The 19,491-nt window shown below is 60.6% G+C and carries 17 protein-coding genes; 14 read left to right on the top strand and 3 right to left on the bottom strand.

Annotated features, from left to right (window positions below; all coding sequences use genetic code 11):
- Window positions 1-133: 133 nt before the first annotated feature.
- Together IE111_RS00930 and IE111_RS00925 are read left to right on the top strand one after the other, a co-directional pair.
- On the top strand, window positions 134-457 hold the full coding sequence (locus IE111_RS00930; RefSeq protein WP_189606615.1) for a hypothetical protein: 324 nt from the start codon (window positions 134-136) through the stop codon (window positions 455-457).
- Between the two features lie 411 nt (window positions 458-868).
- Window positions 869-3,112, top strand: a complete 2,244-nt coding sequence (locus tag IE111_RS00925; protein WP_189606614.1) for a beta-glucosidase — start codon at window positions 869-871, stop codon at window positions 3,110-3,112.
- Window positions 3,113-3,247: 135 nt separating this feature from the next.
- On the opposite strand, the gene IE111_RS00920 is transcribed toward IE111_RS00925, so the two are convergent.
- From IE111_RS00920 to IE111_RS00910, 3 genes are read right to left on the bottom strand one after another with little or no spacing between them, the layout of a single operon-like run.
- Window positions 3,248-4,222, bottom strand: coding sequence for a quinone oxidoreductase family protein (locus tag IE111_RS00920; protein WP_189606613.1), 975 nt, complete (start codon window positions 4,220-4,222; stop codon window positions 3,248-3,250).
- 17 nt (window positions 4,223-4,239) lie between these two features.
- Window positions 4,240-4,560, bottom strand: coding sequence for an antibiotic biosynthesis monooxygenase (locus IE111_RS00915; RefSeq protein ID WP_189606612.1), 321 nt, complete (start codon window positions 4,558-4,560; stop codon window positions 4,240-4,242).
- A gap of 19 nt (window positions 4,561-4,579) precedes the next feature.
- Window positions 4,580-6,532 carry a DNA topoisomerase III gene (locus tag IE111_RS00910; RefSeq protein WP_189606611.1) on the bottom strand — a complete coding sequence of 651 codons (1,953 nt, stop codon included), beginning with the start codon at window positions 6,530-6,532 and terminating at the stop codon, window positions 4,580-4,582.
- A 359-nt stretch (window positions 6,533-6,891) separates the two neighbouring features.
- Between IE111_RS00910 and IE111_RS00905 the strand changes: the two genes are divergently transcribed.
- The 12 genes from IE111_RS00905 (at window position 6,892) to IE111_RS00850 (ending at window position 19,428) form a co-directional block, all read left to right on the top strand.
- Window positions 6,892-8,310, top strand: coding sequence for a C13 family peptidase (locus IE111_RS00905; RefSeq protein WP_189606610.1), 1,419 nt, complete (start codon window positions 6,892-6,894; stop codon window positions 8,308-8,310).
- Between the two features lie 450 nt (window positions 8,311-8,760).
- Window positions 8,761-10,431: a glutamine--tRNA ligase/YqeY domain fusion protein gene (locus tag IE111_RS00900; RefSeq protein ID WP_189606609.1), complete on the top strand. Its 1,671-nt coding sequence runs from the start codon at window positions 8,761-8,763 to the stop codon at window positions 10,429-10,431.
- A gap of 367 nt (window positions 10,432-10,798) precedes the next feature.
- Window positions 10,799-12,370 (top strand): phage tail sheath family protein, encoded by a 1,572-nt coding sequence (locus IE111_RS00895; protein ID WP_189606608.1) that lies wholly within the window; start codon window positions 10,799-10,801, stop codon window positions 12,368-12,370.
- Window positions 12,371-12,429: 59 nt separating this feature from the next.
- Window positions 12,430-12,939, top strand: a complete 510-nt coding sequence (locus tag IE111_RS00890) for a phage tail protein (RefSeq protein ID WP_189606607.1) — start codon at window positions 12,430-12,432, stop codon at window positions 12,937-12,939.
- Window positions 12,936-13,775, top strand: coding sequence for a hypothetical protein (locus IE111_RS00885; RefSeq protein ID WP_189606606.1), 840 nt, complete (start codon window positions 12,936-12,938; stop codon window positions 13,773-13,775). Before IE111_RS00890 ends, IE111_RS00885 begins: the two co-directional genes overlap by 4 nt.
- Before the next feature lie 242 nt (window positions 13,776-14,017).
- Window positions 14,018-14,632, top strand: coding sequence for a hypothetical protein (locus IE111_RS00880; protein WP_189606605.1), 615 nt, complete (start codon window positions 14,018-14,020; stop codon window positions 14,630-14,632).
- A 1-nt stretch (window position 14,633) separates the two neighbouring features.
- The gene (locus IE111_RS00875; protein ID WP_189606604.1) at window positions 14,634-15,662 is read left to right on the top strand and encodes a Pvc16 family protein; all 1,029 of its coding nucleotides are present in this window, start codon (window positions 14,634-14,636) and stop codon (window positions 15,660-15,662) included.
- Window positions 15,659-17,011, top strand: coding sequence for an ATP-binding protein (locus IE111_RS00870; RefSeq protein WP_189606603.1), 1,353 nt, complete (start codon window positions 15,659-15,661; stop codon window positions 17,009-17,011). Before IE111_RS00875 ends, IE111_RS00870 begins: the two co-directional genes overlap by 4 nt.
- On the top strand, window positions 17,008-17,307 hold the full coding sequence (locus tag IE111_RS00865) for a hypothetical protein (RefSeq protein WP_189606602.1): 300 nt from the start codon (window positions 17,008-17,010) through the stop codon (window positions 17,305-17,307). The genes IE111_RS00870 and IE111_RS00865 overlap by 4 nt, the downstream gene beginning before the upstream one ends.
- On the top strand, window positions 17,304-17,975 hold the full coding sequence (locus IE111_RS00860; RefSeq protein WP_189606601.1) for a CIS tube protein: 672 nt from the start codon (window positions 17,304-17,306) through the stop codon (window positions 17,973-17,975). The genes IE111_RS00865 and IE111_RS00860 overlap by 4 nt, the downstream gene beginning before the upstream one ends.
- A 15-nt stretch (window positions 17,976-17,990) precedes the next feature.
- Window positions 17,991-18,281: a LysM peptidoglycan-binding domain-containing protein gene (locus IE111_RS00855; protein WP_189606600.1), complete on the top strand. Its 291-nt coding sequence runs from the start codon at window positions 17,991-17,993 to the stop codon at window positions 18,279-18,281.
- 13 nt (window positions 18,282-18,294) lie between these two features.
- Window positions 18,295-19,428, top strand: coding sequence for a phage late control D family protein (locus IE111_RS00850; RefSeq protein WP_189606599.1), 1,134 nt, complete (start codon window positions 18,295-18,297; stop codon window positions 19,426-19,428).
- The last annotated feature ends 63 nt before the right edge of the window (window positions 19,429-19,491 follow it).

The following is a 19,491-nucleotide window of genomic DNA, read 5'->3' as shown; positions in this document are numbered from 1 at the left end:
CTCTTCTGCCCTACTGTCGTCCGTCAGAATTTACATCGCCAACCCGCACTCTTGATTGGAACCCCTTCCAACCCCGGACTAACCTTTGCTTATCAACACGTATCCATTGTCGTGTGTTGTTAAGGAGGTTTGCATGTCCAACAGTCGTTTCAGTTCCGTCTTGAATGAATGGGAAGAAAAGCGCCAGCAGGCTCGGGAGTTGGTGTCCACACCCGTCAGCCTCAGCAAAACGGATTTGGCCAAACTGGAAGCGCTGGCTGAGGTGTATGAACAGCCGGTCGAGACGGTGATGGCCGACCTGTTGCACACGGCTCTGCAGGAAGTGGAATCCAGCATCCCCTACGTCCCCGGGTCCAAGATCATCCGCATCGAGGACGGCGATCCGTGTTACGAGGATGAAGGCAAAATGCCGGACTATCTCGAAGCGCGTCAGCGGATTACACGGTCTCAAAGTTGAGCTGGAAAGCTGCACGAGAGAAGTCGGGTAGGGTGGGCATTGCCCACCAGTTCGTAGTATGCATCACGCGATCTACGGTCAAGCTTGGTGAAAATCCGGAGTTTAGGTATGTGTCCATGGTGGGCAGTGCCCACCCTACGAGACTTTTATTGGGTCACAAGTAGGCCTGGCTCCACAATTGGCTAGCGTCGGGTGCCGGGTGTTCCTATTCGGGGCGGTCCGACGCTTCGGTGTCGGCAGCCATGCATGGCTGCCGTCAAGCCCCCATGGATGGGTTCATGGCGAGCGATGTGTCGCACCACCCGATTAGGTCTACCTGGTCGCCGGTGCGGGTTTTACCACCGAGCCACACATTGGGTATCACTCTGAAACCGGTTACAATTCCGCCATCAACTGGATAGGAGTAGCGCCGTGTTTGACCCTCAAGCCGTATTGGACCAACTCACCCGGGACGAAAAAGTCCGCCTGCTGTGCGGCGCCGATGCCTGGCACCTGCACGGTATCGAACGACTGAACATCCCCGAGGTCACCCTGACCGACGGTCCCCACGGCGTCCGCCTCAGCGACTCTCAGGCCCTCGATGGCAGTGCCCGGCCAGCCACCGTCTTCCCCGTCGAAGCCGCCATGGCAGCCACCTGGAACCCGGACCTGATCGAACAGGCCGCCGCCGCCATGGGCGACGAATGCCAATCCATGGGCGTCTCCGTCCTGCTCGGCCCCGGTTTGAACGGCAAACGCACCCCCTTGGGCGGGCGTAACTTCGAATACTTCTCCGAAGACCCCTTTCTCACCGGCGCCATGGCCACCGCCTTTGTCCGGGGCCTGCAATCGCGCGGCGTCGGCGCCTGCATCAAACACTTCGCCGGTAACGAGCAGGAAACCCGCCGTTTCCTGATCAACGCCGAGATCGATGAGCGCACTCTGCAGGAGCTTTACGTCGAACCCTTCGCCAAGGCGATTCGCGAAGCCAGACCTTGGACCGTCATGGGGGCCTACAATGCCGTCAACGGCGTGCACGCCTGCCAGTCCCCGGACTTGCTGCACCGCATCCTGCGCGACCAGTTGCAGTTCGACGGCCTGGTCATGTCCGACTGGGTCGCCGTGAAAGACAAGGTCAGCGCCCACGCCAACGGCCTCGACCTGGAAATGCCCGGACCGGGCCTGCGCGACCAGGAGCTGATCGCTGCCCTGGACAGCGGCCTGATGACAGAAGTCGCATTGAACGAACGGGCCCTGAATGTACTGAAACTGATTCAGCGCTGCGTTGAAGAACGTCGCGACGCCCACCCGGATTGGGATCGCCACCACGAACTGGCGGTCCGGGTCGCGACCGAGAGCATGGTCCTGCTCAAGAACGACAACAGCCTGTTGCCGCTGTCCACTGAAGAATCCGTCGGCGTCATCGGTGAATTCGCCCATTTACCGCGTTTCCAGGGTGGCGGCAGCTCCCACATGACACCGCGCCATCTGGTCGATGCGTTCACCGCCGTGGGCGAGCGCACCACCGTCCAGTGGGCCACCGGTTATACCGGCACCGAAGTCACCGAGGAGGAACTGGGCGAAGCCGTGGCGTTGGCCGAAATCGTCGACAAGGTCGTCCTGCTGACCGGTACCACCGATTCGATGGAAAGCGAAGGGTTCGACCGGGCCGATATGAAACTGGCGCCGGATCATCTGCAGCTGATCGAGGCCGTGGCCCGGGCCAACCCCAACCTGGTGGTGGTGGTGCACAGCGGCTCGGCTGTCGAAACCCGGCAGTTCGAAGCGCACACCCCGGCCATGATTCAGGCCTGGTTGCCCGGCGAAGGCGGTGGCGAGGCATTGGCCAGGGTTCTCTTCGGCGAGGTCAGTCCGTCCGGAAAGCTCAGCGAGACCTTCCCGGTCCGGCTCGAACACAACCCGACGTATGAGACCTTTCCCGGCTCGAAAGACACGGTCCACTATTCCGAAGGGCTGTTCACGGGGTATCGCTATTACGACACCAAAACCTTGCCCGTTCAGTACCCCTTCGGACACGGCCTGAGCTACACCCGGTTCGAACTGTCGGACCTCACTTACGACGCGGAACAACGACACGCCCGGGTCAGGGTCACCAATGTCGGCGACCGGGAAGGTGCCGAGGTCGTCCAGCTCTACGTTCACGACGAAGCGAGCACTTACCGACGCCCCGAACATGAGTTGAAGGCCTGTGCGAAAGTGACGTTGGCACCGGGCGAACAGCGAGAAGTCACACTCACCCTCGATGAGCATGCCTTTGCCTACTATGTGCCCCATCTGGGTCGCTGGGCCGTTGAAAGTGGTGAATTCGAGTTGCGGGTGGGTGTCTCGTCACGCGACATCCGGCTGACCCATCGCATCGAAGTCGAATCCGACACCGAAGTGCGCATCCTGCCGACCCTCAACGATACCGTTCAGGACTGGCTGGCGGATGACCGGACTGCGGACATCCTGCAACCGATCTTCGAACGGATGAAGTTCGAACAGGACCATCCCATGTACGGCATCGCGCTCGGCTTCCCGATTCCGCAATTGTTGCAGTTCATTCCGCACATGGGGTATTCGGAGGCCGAAGCCGAGAAGGTTAAAGCCGATTTGGAAGAGGCGTGGCAGAAGTTGAACCCTGACGGCATGGAGGTTCAGATACCACAGGGGTGATGAAGGGGAGTAGGGCAGAAGAGCCCGAAGGGCGTAATCTGCCGTTAAGAATGTGCCGATGGAGCAAATTTCGGCACATTATTCTTCCAGCGGCAGATAACGCCCTTCGGGCTCTTCTGCCCTACATTTGCGGGGCTACGGCAACAACACGGTCGAGCCGGTTGTTTTGCGTGCCTCCAAATCTCGATGTGCCTGCGCGGTATCCTTCAACGCATAGGTTTGATTCACATTAATCTTCAACACACCGGACCGCACAGCCTCGAACAAACGGTTCGCTCCTTCCTCCAACAAGGCCCGCGTCGCCACGTGCGTCGCCAGGGTCGGCCGCGTCACATACAACGACCCTTTCGGCGCCAGAATAGCCGGGCTGAACGGTTCCACCGGGCCGGTGGCGTTGCCGTACGAAGCGAGTACGCCGAACGGCCGCAGTGAGTCCAGCGAGGCCTCGAAGGTGTCCTTGCCGATCGAATCGTACGCCACGGCGACGCCTTCGCCATGGGTCAGTTCCCGCACCCGTTCGGCGATGTTCTCCCGGTTGTAGTAGATGATGTGGTCGCAGCCATTTGCCTGAGCCAGTTTGGCTTTGTCTTCCGATCCGACACAGCCGATTACGGTCGCACCCAGATGCTTGGCCCATTGGCACAGCAGCAGGCCAACCCCGCCGGCGGCGGCATACACCAGAATGGTGTCGCCGGACTTCACCGGGTAGGTGCGGAATAACAGATAGTGCGCGGTCAGCCCTTTCAGCATCATCGCCGCCGCGGTTCGATCGTCGATCTCGTCCGGCAGTTTGACCAGCTTTTCGGCGTCGATCAGTCGTGCTTCGGCGTATGCACCGGGAGTCATCGGGTAGGCCACCCGGTCGCCGGCTTTCAGATGGGTGACGCCGTCACCAATGGTCTCGACGGTGCCGGCCGCTTCCATACCGAGCGTGGCGGGGTATTCCGGCATCGGGTAGAGGCCGGTGCGCATGTAGACGTCGATGTAGTTCAGGCCAACGGCGTTCTGTTTCAGCCGTACCTGGCCCGGGCCGGGTTCGCCGATGTCGACTTCGTCCCAACGGAGGTTTTCTGGTCCGCCGGGTTCGTGAATGCGAATCGCGTGTGTCATGGTTGGGCTCCTGTTCGTTAAAAATCTCGCGTGTCGATGGCGTCGTAATGGGTGGAATGCTGATCCCAGCGTTTCAATACCGCCTGGGCGACATCCGGTACATAGCAACGAGTGTAGTCTTCACCCTGGAAGTCTTTCACATTTTGCAGGGAATCGAAGGTCATGATGGTCACGAATTCGATCTCTTCACCATTGTCCTTTCGCAGTACTTCGATTTTCCGGAAGCCGGTGATCTGTTTGGCTTCGATGCCGGGAATCACCTCATTGAGCAGAACAGACTGGTATTTGTCCGCGTTGTCCCGGGTCGTCCAGCCGTGCCAGATGCGTTTGATCGCCATGCGTTCCTCCTGAGTTCGATCACGATGAAGTGGCGGCCGTTCTTTTGCGCTTGGTGTAACCGCCTTTTTTTCGACCTTTGCGCCGCCCGCCCGCTTTTCCAGTCGCCGGCAGCCCCTTCAAGCCCGAGGGAACCAGTTGCCGAAACCGGCCGGTCAGTTCCCCGAGTTCAGCTACCAGTGGTTGCATCAAATCCTCATAGCGCGCTTTCTGCCCGGCGATGTCGGCGAGCAGGGATTCCCAGCGTGCGGTGCGGTCCGGTTCGGTCAGGGCGTCCGGCAGCGCCTGGATGATGGCACGGCCGGCCTCGGTGCTGCGAATGTTCTTGGCCTCGCGTTTGAGAAACCCCCGTTTGAACAACAGCTCGATGATGCCGGCCCGGGTGGCTTCGGTGCCGAGACCGTCGGTGTCTTTGAGCACGGCTTTCAGGGCCGGGTCTTTCACGAAGCGGGCGATGCCGGTCATGGCGGCCAGGAGCGTGGCTTCGGTAAACGGCTTGGGTGGCGAGGTGTGTTTCTCGACGATCTCGCCCTGATGCGAGCGCAGTGGCTGGCCATTCTCCAACGGCGGTAGCGGTGGGGTTGGTTCTTCCTCTTTTTTGGCACGGCTGGGGTAAAGCACCTTCCAGCCCGGGTCCTGGGTCTGGCTGTCCCTGGCCTTGAAGGTGCCGCCGGCGATGGTGATGGTGGCGTCCGTCTCACGGCGAATCCAGGGTGGCATGAACTGGGTGAGATAGGCGCGGCTGACCAGCCAATAGACTTGCTTTTCCTGTGGATTCAGCCGCTGAACGACCCGCTCGGTCGGGATGATGGCGTGGTGGGCACCGACCTTGGCGTCGTTCCAGGCCTTGCTCTTGCGGCTCTGGTCCAGTGTTGGCCAGGCGGCTTCCGCGCCGGTTTCACCCAATTGCAGCAGGCTGTTTTTTACGGATGTCAGGATTTTGGGCGCCTCGGCAAAATGCTCTTGCGGCAAATGTCGGCTGTCGGAACGCGGGTAGGTGATGGCCTTGTGGGTCTCGTACAGACTCTGGCAGAGGTCCAGGACCTGTTGGGCGCCGAGACCGAATACACGGTTGGCTTCCATTTGCAGGCTGGACAACGAATGCGGTAGCGGCGGTGCTTGCCGCTTGGTCTGGCGGTTGCAGTCTTCGACCTGGGCCGGCTGGTTGGAGATGCGCTGGACGACGTTTTTCGCCAGTGGCAATGACAGGTTGCGGCGGTGTTCGTCGAGCCAGGGTTCGCAGGCTTCGCTTGGCTCCCATTTCGCCTTGAAGTGGTCGCCTTTTTCGGTTTCCAGGTTGGCCCAGACGTCGAAGTAGGGCTGGCTGACAAAGGCGTCGATGGCTTCGTCGCGCCTTACCACAAGGCCAAGCACTGGCGTCTGCACGCGGCCGACCGAGAGCACACCCCGATAGCCGACGGTTTGGCCCTGCAGCGTGAAGGCGCGGGTCAGGTTCATGCCGTATAGCCAGTCGGCGCGGGCCCGGGCGAGGGCCGATGTGGACAGTGCCCTGTAGTCCGCGTTGGGTTTGAGGTTGGCGAGGGAGCGCTTGACGGCCGAGGGATTGAGGTCGGCAATCAGGCAGCGCTGCATGCTGGCTTTCTTGGCCTTGGGTACTTTGAGGTAGTCGATGACTTCGTCGACCAGCAACTGACCTTCGCGGTCGGGGTCGCCGGCATGGACGATCCGGTCGGCGCTTTTGACCAGTTTGCGCAATACGCTGAGCTGGCCTCGGGTTTTCGATTTGGGCACCCATTGCCACTGGTCGGGAATAATGGGCAGATGGTCGTGGGACCATTGTTTGAACGCGGGGTTGTAGGCGTCCGGTTCGGCTTGTTCGAGGAGGTGGCCGATGCACCAGGTGACGGTGTCGTCGCCGGCTTTGATGTGGCCGTCGGCTTTTTGCTTGGGGCCGGGGAGGGCGTCGGCGATGGCCCTGGCCAGACTGGGTTTCTCGGCAATGAATAAACGCATGATGATGAGGTGGTTTCTGTATGGATGTACAGTAATTGGATGTTGTGGTTGAATCAACCCTTGTTTGGGTAGGTTGGTTGCCTTGAATCCGCGCCTGCTGCGGGGTGTGCTCATCCGGGGTCGCCGTGTACCCATCCATGGGGGCTTGACCTCGGCATCCATGCCTCGCACACCCCCGGATGAGAACACCCCGCATCAGTCGCTAGTCCTGGTAGCCACCGCAATATGGGTTATCCGAATAACGGGCATGCGTCGCTTACCCTGCCATGTTGGATAATCAGTACATTTGGCTTCATTCGCTAACTCTCATTGCCCTCGTTACAATCGGGTTCCCGACCCTCTGACAAAGGAATATCCCCTTGGTTCTAAAGTACCTTTCCACGTTGCTTGCCCTGGTTTTGATGGGTTCCGTATCCGCTGCATCCCTGGTGACACCCGATGGTGGCCAGTACGAGGGCGAGGTGAAAAACGATCGGATGCATGGGGAAGGGCGCATCGATTGGCCGGATGGGACTTACTATGTCGGTGAGTTCAAACGGGGGTTGAAGCATGGCGAGGGCACTGAGACTTTACTGGATGGTCGCGTGTTTCAGGGGGAGTACCGCGATGGGCAGTGGGTTCGGGGGGTGCTGCATTTTCCCGACGGTGAGAGTTACGAAGGGGAGTTCGAGAAGCGGCGGTTTCACGGGGAAGGCCAACTGACGTTTCGGAACCGGACGGTGTACGAGGGTCGGTTCGAGGAAGGCGAGATGAACGGTGAGGGGCGGATGACGACCTCGGATGGAACCGTTTATGAAGGCGATTTTGTTCAGGATCGCTTGCCGAAGGGGACGATCACTTACAGCGATGGCTCGGTTTACGAGGGCGAATTACGCGGTTGGCAGCCGCACGGGGAAGGGCGTATGACGCCGGTCGAGGGTGCGGTGTTGGCCGGTGAGTTCGAATACGGGGAATTCGTCGGTGAGGACGGGCAGGCGGCCTACGAACGGGACTGGGCGGAGCAGCAGGAACGCCTGGAACGGGCGCTCTATACCCAGCGGACCTTGGTGGATGAGCAGTTGAAGCGGCTGGTGGAGCAAACGCCGGACACGGCCGAGGTGTATACCGTGCTGGCGGCGTTGAGTAACGCCGAGACGGTGTTTCGTACCGAGGTGGAAACCATCGACGCTCAACTCACCGACATGCCCGCCTTCGATGGCCGACTGGTCACGCTCGCCAACGAATTGCAGGACGACGACAACTTCCCGCTCGCCACCGAGACCAGCCTGCGCCACTTTGTCCGCACCCTCGGCAAACGCCTGGGCGAGGAAGACCTGATTTTCCTCTACCTCACCAGCCACGGCAGTCCGGAGCACGAACTGTCCGTCGACTTCAACTCGAACCTCACCCTGCCGGGGATCGACCCCGAGGAACTCGACCGCATCCTCAGCGAAGCGCCCCAGAACAAGGTCGTCGTCATCTCCGCCTGCTACTCCGGCGGCTTCGTTCCCGAACTGAGCCGGGACGATACCGTCATCATCACCGCCGCCGCGGCGGACCGCCCCTCGTTCGGCTGCTCGAACGAAGAGACCATGACTTACTTTGGCCGCGCCTTCTTCGAAACCGCCTTCACCCTCGACAAACCCCTCGACGCCGTCTTCGCGGACGCCAAGACCGCCGTCACCCAGCGCGAAACCAACGAAGGCCACGACCCCTCCAACCCCCAGATCTGGGCCGCTGACCCGGTTCTTGAGGCGTGGGACCAGTGGCGCAGTGAGGCGACTGGCACCGTGAATTGACACGGTAATCCAACACAGGCCCCGCCAGCTCTACTCAGCGGGGTCAGAACCGGTATAATCGCCGGTTCATAGCATAATCTTGCAACCACCCGGCTTGATCGGGTTTGCCGAAGACGCATTTAGACAAAACATCCTTTTTTCCATTTTGGAGAAAAGCCGGGATGGCCGGGTTTTAGCGCCATTGGCGCTCCACCCTCTCCCTAACTCTCTCCCGCCAGCGGGAGAGGGGACCAAATGACCACACTTGAATTGACCTGCCAGGGCTAGCGAGTGGTGTCGGGGGATACTCACTCGGGGATGTCGGCAGCAAGGATGCTGCCGCCAAGCCCCCATGGACGGGTTGAGCGGGCGGCGTTCCGCGCGACCCCGAGGGAGTATCCCCCGACACCAATCGCGGGTTAAGCCACTGACTTTCAACCAGACTAAGACCGCAAATGGAGCCACCATTAAATGAGTGACAAGCCGTCCAACTTTCTCGCCACCATCATCGAAGAGGACCTGGCCAGCGGCAAACACGACCAGATCGTGACCCGCTTCCCGCCGGAGCCCAACGGCTACCTGCACATCGGCCACGCCAAATCCATCTGCGTGAACTTCGGTCTGGCGCAACAATTCGGCGGTGAATGCAACCTGCGGTTCGACGACACCAATCCCGAGAAGGAAGAGCAGGAATACATCGACTCCATCAAGGCCGACATCAACTGGCTCGGCTTTCACTGGAAGGGGCGCGAGAAATACACCTCGGACTATTTCGACCAGCTCTACGACTGGGCCGTTCATCTGATCAACAACGGCGACGCCTACGTCTGCCACCTGAACGCCGACGAAGCGCGCGAATACCGGGGCACACTGACCGAACCGGGCAAGAACAGCCCCTATCGCGACCGCAGTGTCGAGGAAAACCTCGACCTGTTCACGCGTATGAAAAACGGTGAATTCGCCGAAGGCGAGTGCGTCCTGCGCGCCAAGATCGACATGGCCTCGCCCAACATGAACCTGCGCGACCCGATCATCTACCGGATCCGCAAGAAGGAACACCACCAGACCGGTGACAAGTGGTGCATCTACCCGAGCTACGACTTCGCCCACGGCCAGTCCGACGCACTCGAAGGCATCACCCACTCCATCTGCACCTTGGAGTTCGAAGACCACCGTCCCTTGTACGACTGGTTCATCGACAAACTGCCGGTGCCGGCCAAGCCGCGCCAGTACGAGTTCGCGCGCCTGAACGTCAACTACACGGTCACCTCCAAACGCAAATTGAAGCGTCTGGTCGATGAAGGCATCGTCGACGGGTGGGACGACCCGCGCATGCCCACCATCAGCGGTATGCGCCGTCGCGGCATCACACCGCGCGCCTTGCGCAACTTCGCCGACATGGTCGGAACCAGTCGCGCCGGCGGTGTGGTCGACCTGGGCATGCTCGAGTTCGCCATCCGCGAAGACCTGAACGAAAACGCCCCGCGAGCCATGGCGGTGCTGGACCCGCTCAAAGTGGTTTTCACCAACCTGCCGGACGACCACCGCGAAGTGTTCACCGCACCGGGTCACCCGAACCGCGACGACCTCGGCGAACGCGAATTGCCGTTCACCAAAGAGATCTACATCGACCGGTCGGACTTCAACGAAGACAACACCCTGTCGCGCAAGAAGTTCAAACGACTGGTGCTGGGTGAATGGGTGCGCCTGCGCAACGCCTACATCATTCATGCGGATGAGGTCATCAAGGACGACAACGGCGAGATCGTCGAAATTCGCGCCAAAGTCATCGAAGGCACCGTCGGCGCCGACGCACCGGAAGGCGTTCGTCCGCGCGGTGTGATCCACTGGGTATCGGCCAGTGAAGGCCTGCCGGCGGAAGTGCGTTTGTACGATCGACTGTTCAACCACGAAACGCCAGACCGGGGTGGCGACGACTTCCTGCGTCACATCAACCCGGAATCTCTGAAGGTACTGACCGGATGCATCGTGGAGCCGAGCCTGGCCGACGCCGCGCCCGAAAGCTCGTTCCAGTTCGAACGCGAGGGCTATTTCGTGGTCGACCGGCACGAGACCAAGGCCGGCCAGTTGGTACTGAACAAGACCATTGGTTTGAAGGAAGTCTGGGCACGCAAGGTCTAGTAAGTCGTCTGATCGAGGGTGGTTCCGCCACCCTCGCTGACCGAACAGTCAACCCATAAAACCTCGCCTGCGTCACACTTCCACGAAAAATTTTTGACAACTCTGTCCGCCTCTTCTAATTGTTGTGATTGAAGTCCTCGTTGAGGACTCCGCGAATCTGTAGTGGTCGTCACGCTGTAACGAATCGTCGTAGATTGGAGTAGCGGAACGTCGCGACTCAGATTTCCAGCCTTCAGTGATCTGGAATATGAGGGACGCAAGAGCCATCCGTTCGCCGGCTCTGGCACCGAATGGAAACTGACACTGGATCGGGCATCTGAGGAGTATGCGGTTCTTTTGCCCGGTTCGGATAACCGGAGGCAACCGCATGCCAAGTTATCTCACCCCGGGCGTTTATATCGAAGAAATCCCCAGTGGCGCTCGCCCGATCGAGGGCGTGCCGACTTCGGTCACGGCCTTCGTCGGACGTCCGTTCCGTGGCCCCGCCAATGAACCCGTTCGTATCGGCAGTTGGGACGATTATGTCGCCCACTTCGCTGACCCGACCTCAGGTACGGGGGTGTCCCCAACAACCGATGGATCCGGTAATCCGACCGACCATATGGCACTCGCGGTACGCGCGTTCTACCAAAACGGTGGACAAGCGGCGTATATCTGCCGCGTGGTGGATGCCGACACGACGCCGGTCGCCGCGTCCACAACATTGGGCAACGGCTCGGGCGACGTGTTGACCGTTTCTGCCAGCAGCGTGGGTGCCTGGGCTAACGATCTTCATATTCTGATCGAGCATGGTGCGACGGCGGATGAATTCAACCTGACGGTTGGTACGCGTGAAAACAACACCGGTCCGTTTGAGGCGTTGCACGGTGAAACGTTCGAAGGGCTGACGACCGATCCGACCGACGATACCTTTTTCGAAAAAGTCATCAACGGCGGTTCCAACCTGATACAAGTCAGCCTCGAGGCGGGTGCTTCCGGGCGGCCCGATGAGACGCTGCCCAACGGAACCCAGCTCAATACCGATACCGCCGGCAGCTCCGGAACACCGGATGCGGCCGATTACACCAGTTTTTACAATACGACGCTGCGCAAATACCGTGATTTTTCCATCATGGTGCTGCCGGGTGAGCAATGGGCCAACGACGGCACGGGCAATGCCGTCATCAGCAATACGGTGACGTTTTGCGAAACGCACGGCCGATCCGTTCTGATTGTCGATCCGCCCGACACACCGGAGCTGGACACGCCGGTGGAAGTCACCGACATGAGTTTGCCGACCTCGACGTATACGGCGTTGTATTATCCCTGGGTGACCGTTCGCAATCCGCTTTACGATCCCGATCGAAACCCGACGGCACCATCCACCATCAACATTCCGCCGTCATCGATCGCGGCTGGTTTGTGGACCCAGACCGATGGCAAACGCGGTGTCTGGAAAGCCCCGGCGGGCGTCGAGGCGCGCATCAATGCCGCCGGTCTGCAGTACAATGTGGAAGACCTCGAACAAAGTGTGCTCAACCCCCTTGGCGTTAACTGCATCCGCCATCGTGCCGGCTACGGTCGCGTCGTCTGGGGCGCTCGCACCCTGGCCACCAAGGCTAGCCCCGAATGGCGTTATGTCCCGGTTCGACGCACCGCCATCTACATCGAGCAAAGCATCTACAACGGCATTCAATGGGCGGTTTTCGAACCCAATGCCGATCCCTTGTGGAGTTCGCTGCGCATCAACATCGGTTCCTTCATGAACAGCCTGTTTCGCGCCGGTGCCTTTCAGGGCACGACGGCGAACGACGCCTACTTCGTGCGATGCGGCCTCGGCGACACCATGACCCAGGGTGATATCGACCGGGGCCAGGTGATCATCGTCGTCGGTTTCGCACCGCTGAAACCGGCCGAGTTCGTCATCCTGCGCATTCAGCAGAAAGTCAACCAACAATAATGACACCCACCGGTGTCGGCCGTTGATCGTCCGATACCGGCAGGCGAAGGAGAACCGCTATGGCAGCCCCATTGTTCCCGGTCAATGCGCACCGCTACGACCCGTACCGGACATTCATGTTCCAGGTCATCATCGACGGCCAGCCGGTCGCCGGTCTTAAAAAAATGAGCGTGCTGAAAAAGAGCACCGAAGCCGTCAAATGGCGCACCGCCGGTGACCCGGCGCACGAACGGGTCATGCCCGGTGGCACCAGCTACGAACCCATCACGCTGGAACAAGGACTGACCCACGACCCGGTTTTCGAAAACTGGGCCAACCGCGTCAACAACATTCAAGGCAATTCGGCCATGTCGTTGAAGGAATACCGTAAGGACATCGTGCTGAATGTGTTGAATCTGCAGGGCGTGGTCGCGATGTCCTACAAGGTCTATCGGGCCTGGGTGTCCGAATTCCAGGCGCTGCCGGAGTTCGACGCCGGCACCATGAACGCGGTCGGTATACAGACCATCACCGTCCAGCACGAGGGCTGGGAACGCGACACCGCGGTACAGGAGCCGACGGAAGAATGACCGTGTTGCCCGGCGGATTGATCCGCGCGCAACAGCGTCGTCGCGATTTCAAACTGGCCCGGCCCCGGGGTGAACTTGACCTGCGTTTGCACGATGGCCTGGCTGCGGCGGTGAACCACCCGCGCTGGATCAGCGATGCTCTGTCGACGGTGCTGGACGAACTGGCGGGCGAAAAGCCGACGCCCGGCACCGTCGCCGAACTCTGCGTGGCCGATCGTCAATTTCTGGCGGTGCAGTGGCGACTGGCGTGCCGTTCGGACCCCGATCAACCCACCTGGTTCAGTGCCGATTGTCATGCGTGCGATGCGCCGTACGACTTCGCGCTGAACTGGCAAGATCTGCCCATTAAACCGGCGGGCGAGGGGTTCCCGGTCGCGGAATTGGAGCTGTCGTGTGGCACAACACACATCAAAGTGCCCGATGGCGCTGTACAGTCCGCGCTGGCTGAACAGCCGGAACAGGACGAACCGGATCTGTGGATGGCGCGCCGGCTGATCCAGTCGGTGAACGGTGAAACGATCGTCGATCCCAAAACCCTGAGACTGTCAGATGAAGACATCGGGCTGATCGAAGATCGTGTGGAAACCCTGAGCCCGGAGCTGGGTCTGGTCATGCAAACCCAATGCCCCGAATGTGGGGCCGAGCAGAAGGTCGAGCTGGACCCTTATGCCAACCTGGCGCGTCCGGTCGATTCACTGTTGCAGGATATCCATCGCCTGGCCCGGTGTTATCACTGGAGCGAAGCGGCCATTCTGGATTTGCCGGTGCAGCGGCGCCGGCATTATTTGAGATTGATCGATCAGGATCGAGGGTTGAACCGGCAGGAGGCTGAATGATGAACCATTCCGGTTTTTTCGCCCGTGTCCGTTCGGATGCACGGCGTAACCTGCCGACTCCCGGCTATGAGCCATCGGCCCATCAGGAACCGGCGATGGTTGCGCCACAAACGATATCGACTCGATCGCCACGAACAGAAAGTCCGGTCGAGGAAAAAAGCACGGCGGCAAAGGCTGAGTCTTCGGGACCTGAATCGCCCTTGCGATTCGAACGGATCACGCGTCATTCCACCGAGCGTCGAATGGGAACGATTGAGGCTCAATCGAACCTCGAAAGAAACGATGTCGGGGAAACAGGATCGGCGCCGTCCAACGAAAGTGCAAAAGAACGCGATTATTCGGACATCACCCGGGCATCGACGTCGACGGTCGAGGGTGAATCAACGCAAACGCCGCAACACCGGCAAGCCGATACCTCGCTCGATGACCCAGGGAACCGTCCGACAGTCGTGTACAACGAACACGAATCGCTCACAACGTCACCTCTTGAACAGCAGCAGGTTTCCGAGCAGGAGCAACACCTTGAAAGCGAGGCTGAGGAGCCGTCGAAAGAACGCGATACCCGACAGGCCGGAAGGGCGCTCGAAGCGGACGATTCGGTCGCATCAACCGATGTCCCGAAAGCGTCGGAGCCACCCACAAACGACAGTCACCGCTACACTCTTGGCCGGGAGCAAACCGAAACGCCGACCCAGTCGAGCGGATCGCCCGCCGGCCAACGCGAGGCCAAACCCCCGCGTTTACACATTGGCGAGGTGGTGATCCGCGTCGAGGAAAACCCCAAACCGCAACGCGCCAAACGACGCGGTCGAACATCGACACTCTCGGACAGTCAACGCCTGATCAGGAGCCTGTGATATGGCCATACCGGACTCCGCCCTGTTTCTGGCCTGCAATTCGGTGGCCGATTTCATCAGCAACGGCATTCAGGCCAACACGCACGGCATTAAAATCTATCTGGGTTCACCGGCCGACATCACCAAGAAGGACGACGAAGACCGTTTGAATCTGTTCTTCTATCGCATGGAACCGTCCGGTTTTCAGGCCGGTGTGCACCCGCAGGACCCGTGGCGTATCCGGTTGTTTTGCATGGTCACCGCCATGGCCGAGGACGGCGATGCCCAGGGCGAGGGCGATCTGAAACTGATCGGTCTGATCATGGCGCTGTTTCACGACCAGCGCATTCTGCCGAGCGTGAACATTTACGGTCAGGACGTGCGTCTGGAAGCCATTTTCAATCCGGCCACCGACGAACAGATCAACCAACTCTGGTCGACCCAGGGCGATACCAGTTACCGGCCGTCCATCCTGTATGAGTTTTCGCTGACGCCGATCCTGCAACCGGACACCCAAAAACCGGAACCACCGCGCGTCGGCGCATTCGGATTGGAAACCCGGGCCGACATCGGGCGTCGATACGATCCGTTCGCCGGTACCGTGCAGGAACCGCAACCCCGTACCGGCGAAGTGACCATCACCAACCCGGCCTGGACGCCGCTGATCGCCTGGGTGGACGGCAGCGACATACGCACCTCGCTTACTTTGGATGTGGACAGCACAACCCCGGCTTCGTTCAACCCGACACTGTGGATCGCCGGCGACCCCGGTGCCAGTGTCGATCTGGAATGGTCGGTCTGGGAAGGCGATACCTGGCGGACGGAAGCCGGGCCGACGCTTTCAGTCAGTTCGCAGGTGATCGATCCGGAGTCGATTCCGGTCGCCCTGCCGACGCTGACGTTACCGAGTCTGACCGTGACGCCAGCCGATGAGCGCTGGCAATTGCTGTTGCACGTGACGCGTCAGTACACACCGCACCCGGGTGCGACGCCGATCACCCTGCGCAGCAATCCGTTGCTGATCAGCCTGTACCGGAGCAGTACGCCATGACCGCCGCATTGAACACAGACCCGCACACCGATGCCCGCACCGAGGAACTGGGTCTGTTGCCCGAATGGACCCGCATCGAATTGTTGTGCCTGTGTTTCATGCAGGCGCGCGAAGGGCCGGCGCAGGATGTATTGGACCGGCTGAAGCAGGTTCAACAGGATGTGCGGGCCGGCCGGGAAGCAGGCGTGTGGAACACACTCGAACAGTCGGGCGATGTGATTCACGACAGTCTCTGTCAGGACCTGCTGGCCTGCGTCTACGCGCCCCAGGCCGTACCGCGAATCGGCTGGATGATTCAGGATCTGCAACACAACCAGAACCCGGCTCCTAGCGAAGCGCTGATCGTCGCCTTGCTGGCCATTCCCGATACCCATCTCGAAACCGTACGGCATGCATTGCTGCGTCTGGAACAGGCCGGATTGATCACCCGCGACCGGACCGACCCGTTCACCGCCATCCAGCCCGATCATCTCGCGCTGTCCCGTCTGCTCAAACGCTCGCTGGGCGACTGGGCGCCGCCGGGTGCCTATCCGGTCAAGCGCCGGGCCGGCTGGTGGGAGCTGGTCCTGCCCGCCGAGCAAGTCACCATGCTGCGCGAATTCCTGTTGTGGATTCAGCATCGCGATACCGTGGTGAACCAGTGGGGCGGTCAACTGTGTGGCGGCCCGGTGGCTCTGTTCGCCGGCCCGTCCGGCACCGGTAAAACCCTGGCCGCGACCGTGCTGGCCAACGAGTTGGACTGGCCTCTGTACCGGGTCGACCTGGCGGCGCTGGTCAGTAAATACGTCGGCGAGACCGAAAAAAACATCGGCCGCCTGTTCGATGCCACACATGGCCGCCGCGTCATATTGCAGTTCGACGAAGTCGACGCCCTGATGGGCAAACGCGGCGACCTGCGCGAAGCCCGGGACCGCTACGCCAACATGGAAGTCAGCTATCTGTTGGCTCGCATAGAGGATCACGACGGCCCCTGCCTGCTGACCACCAACCTGCGCAGCCAGATCGACAAAGCCTTTCTGCGCCGCTTCCAGATGGTGGTCGAGTTCCCGCGCCCGGACAGCGAGCAACGCGAAGAACTCTGGCGTCGGCTGTTGCCGCCCAGGGCGCCGATATCCGACGCGCTCGATTTCCGCCAGATCGCCGAAGCAGTCAACCTCACCGGCGGCCAGATTCGCAATGCCGCCCTGCACTCGGCTTACCTGGCGGCCGATCAGGAATCCGACATCGACACCGCCCACATTGCGCGAGCCGTGCTGCGCGAAATGGCCAAGGAACAAAACCAGGTCAGTGCGTCCCAACTGGGCGCTTTGGCGGGGTATCTGAAGAACGAGGACGGGAGTGCACGATGAGCCTGAGTATCGATCGACTGGAACTGACGTTGCCGGCCAGCCTCGGCCGGCGCAAACACGCGATACATCGACTGTTCCGACAGGAACTCGCCAAGCTCGATTGGCCGAGCGGCGACTGGCCGACGATGGCTGTACCGACGATCAACCTGGCGCACAACAGCACCAATCTCGGTGTGGCCCGCCACCTGGCGCAGCAACTGCACGGTCAGGCCTGGCAGCGCTCGAACGGATTGCAACCCGGAAAAAGCCCGTCGATACCCGGCACCGGACCGTCCTCGCAAGGAGGTGACGCATGATCCCCAATGTGACGCGCGGCGTTCTGGTCGAATACGGTCTCAACGTGCCGCCCCTGATCCTGGAGTTCGAATTCAACCCGCAAACACTGAGCCGGACCCGATCGATCTCCATCACCACCGGCAACGCGCCCGGCACCCGAGGCGGCTACGACTTCGCCTTCCCCTGGGAAACCCATCGCGTCGCCCAGGGCGTCGAAGTCGAACCGGAACAGTTCAGTCTCGACATCCTGGTCGATGCCACCGACCGGATGGCCGACGTCAATCATCCCGCTCATGCCGTCGCCAACGAGTTCGGCATCGAACCGGACCTCGATACGCTCCGCTCCATGGTCGAACCCAAGTCCCAGGGGCCGGGTGGCGTCCAGACATTGGCCAGCCTCGGCCAGGGCAGTGGGCGCGCTTTCGAACGCGACCAATACCCATCGGTCCTGCTGCTGGTGTGGGGCACGCACATCCTGCCGGTGTTCCTGTCCAGTGTGCAGGTGGATGAAACCGCGCACCTGCCGAACCTGCGCCCGTACCGCGCCAATGTGAACCTCAGTTTTCAGGTCATCGAAGGCAACAACCCCTTCTACCAGGTCGAACAGGTCCGCCAGGCGGTTGGTGCCGGGCTCAATACCGCCCGCAGCGCCGCCACCGTCCTGTCGCGTGTATTCGGCGGCGGTTAGCCGGGAGGTATCAAGATGCTGTTGAAAAAGAGCCGTTATAAAAACGCCAAAGCTTTCGAGCCACGCAACACCGAAGGCACCTTCCCGGGACTGCGTGCCCGCGAGATCGAACCGAAGGAGGGCGTCATCGAGCACACCGTCACCGAAAACGATCGGCTCGATCACCTCGCGCGCCACTACTACAACGACGACCGTCAATGGTGGCGCATTGTCGACGCCAACCCGGAATTGCTCGACGGCGGTCGATTGATGCATCCGGACTGGGTGGGTGAAGTCATCCTCATACCCGCATTGAGACAGGGATAGGGAGGGTTCGGCCATGTCGTTTCTGAACATACTCGACGATCAATTCCGGGACCCGGCCGGCTGCGTCATCAAGATCGACGGTCAGGAGATCGACGACCTCTACGCCACCCTGGTCGATGTCTCGGTCGTGTCGCCCCGTCAGGACAGCGCCGAAGCCACCCTGACTTTTGAAACCCGGCGCGTCGACAACGGCACCTGGAACGTCCAGGACGACGACCGCATTCGCCCCTGGGCGCCCATCGACATCCTCGCCACCTTCGGCGAACGCGAAGATCCGGTGTTCAAAGGCTTTATCCGTCAGGTCAAAGTCGAATTTCCGGAGCAAAAAGGCAGCGCCATGGTCACCGTCACCTGCCAGGACACCGCCTTGCTGCTCGATCGCACCGAACGCAACACCCGTTGGGGCGACGACACCCCCAAAAGCGACCGCGAGATCGTGCAAACCATTTTGAGCGACAACAACCTGAGCGCATTGGACACCCCCGGCGAAGGCCAGAGCGACCTCGTCGTCAACCAGAACGACACCGACATCAAGTTCCTGAAAAAACGCGCCCAGGAAAACGCCTACGACCTCTTCTTCCGCGATGGACAACTCTATTTCGGACCCATGCGATTCGGCCAGGATGCCCAACCGACCATCACCGTCTACGCCGGCCCGGGTACCAGCTGCGTCAGTTTCAACCTCGACGACGACGGTCATCGCCCGGACGCCGTGGTCTACGAAGTCGCCACCGACGAAGGCTCGGAAACCAACGAACAAACGGTCGAACCGGACCTGAAAGTACTGGGCGACACCCACGTCAGCAAGATCTCGGGACAACAAGGCGATTTCGCCTGGCGTCTGAAACGCGAAGGCAACAGCAACCCGAACCAGATGCGCGGCCGGGCCCAGGCGAAGGCCAATGAGGAATCGTTGAAGATCACGGCCACCGGCGAACTGGACGGCACGCAATACGGCCATGTCCTGCTCCCGGGAGATCCGGTCGACATCGACGGCATCGGCGACAAATACAGCGGCACCTGGTACGTCATGCAGGTCGAGCACCGGTTCGACGCCAACGGCTATCTGCAGAGTTTCGAGGTGGCTCGTAATGCCTATGGCGGTGGGGTTTCGGTTATGGACAACGTGTTGGCGGGGATATTGTGATGGTCGTTTGGTTTTGTGGCAGGGCCGGGGGTTGGTTTTGGTTTGGTGCCGGGAATTCGTGGA

The organism is Saccharospirillum salsuginis (genome assembly GCF_014651855.1).
In the GTDB taxonomy this organism is placed as follows: Bacteria; Pseudomonadota; Gammaproteobacteria; order Pseudomonadales; family Natronospirillaceae; genus Saccharospirillum; species Saccharospirillum salsuginis.
This window is presented reverse-complemented; position numbering and strand designations above follow the sequence as displayed.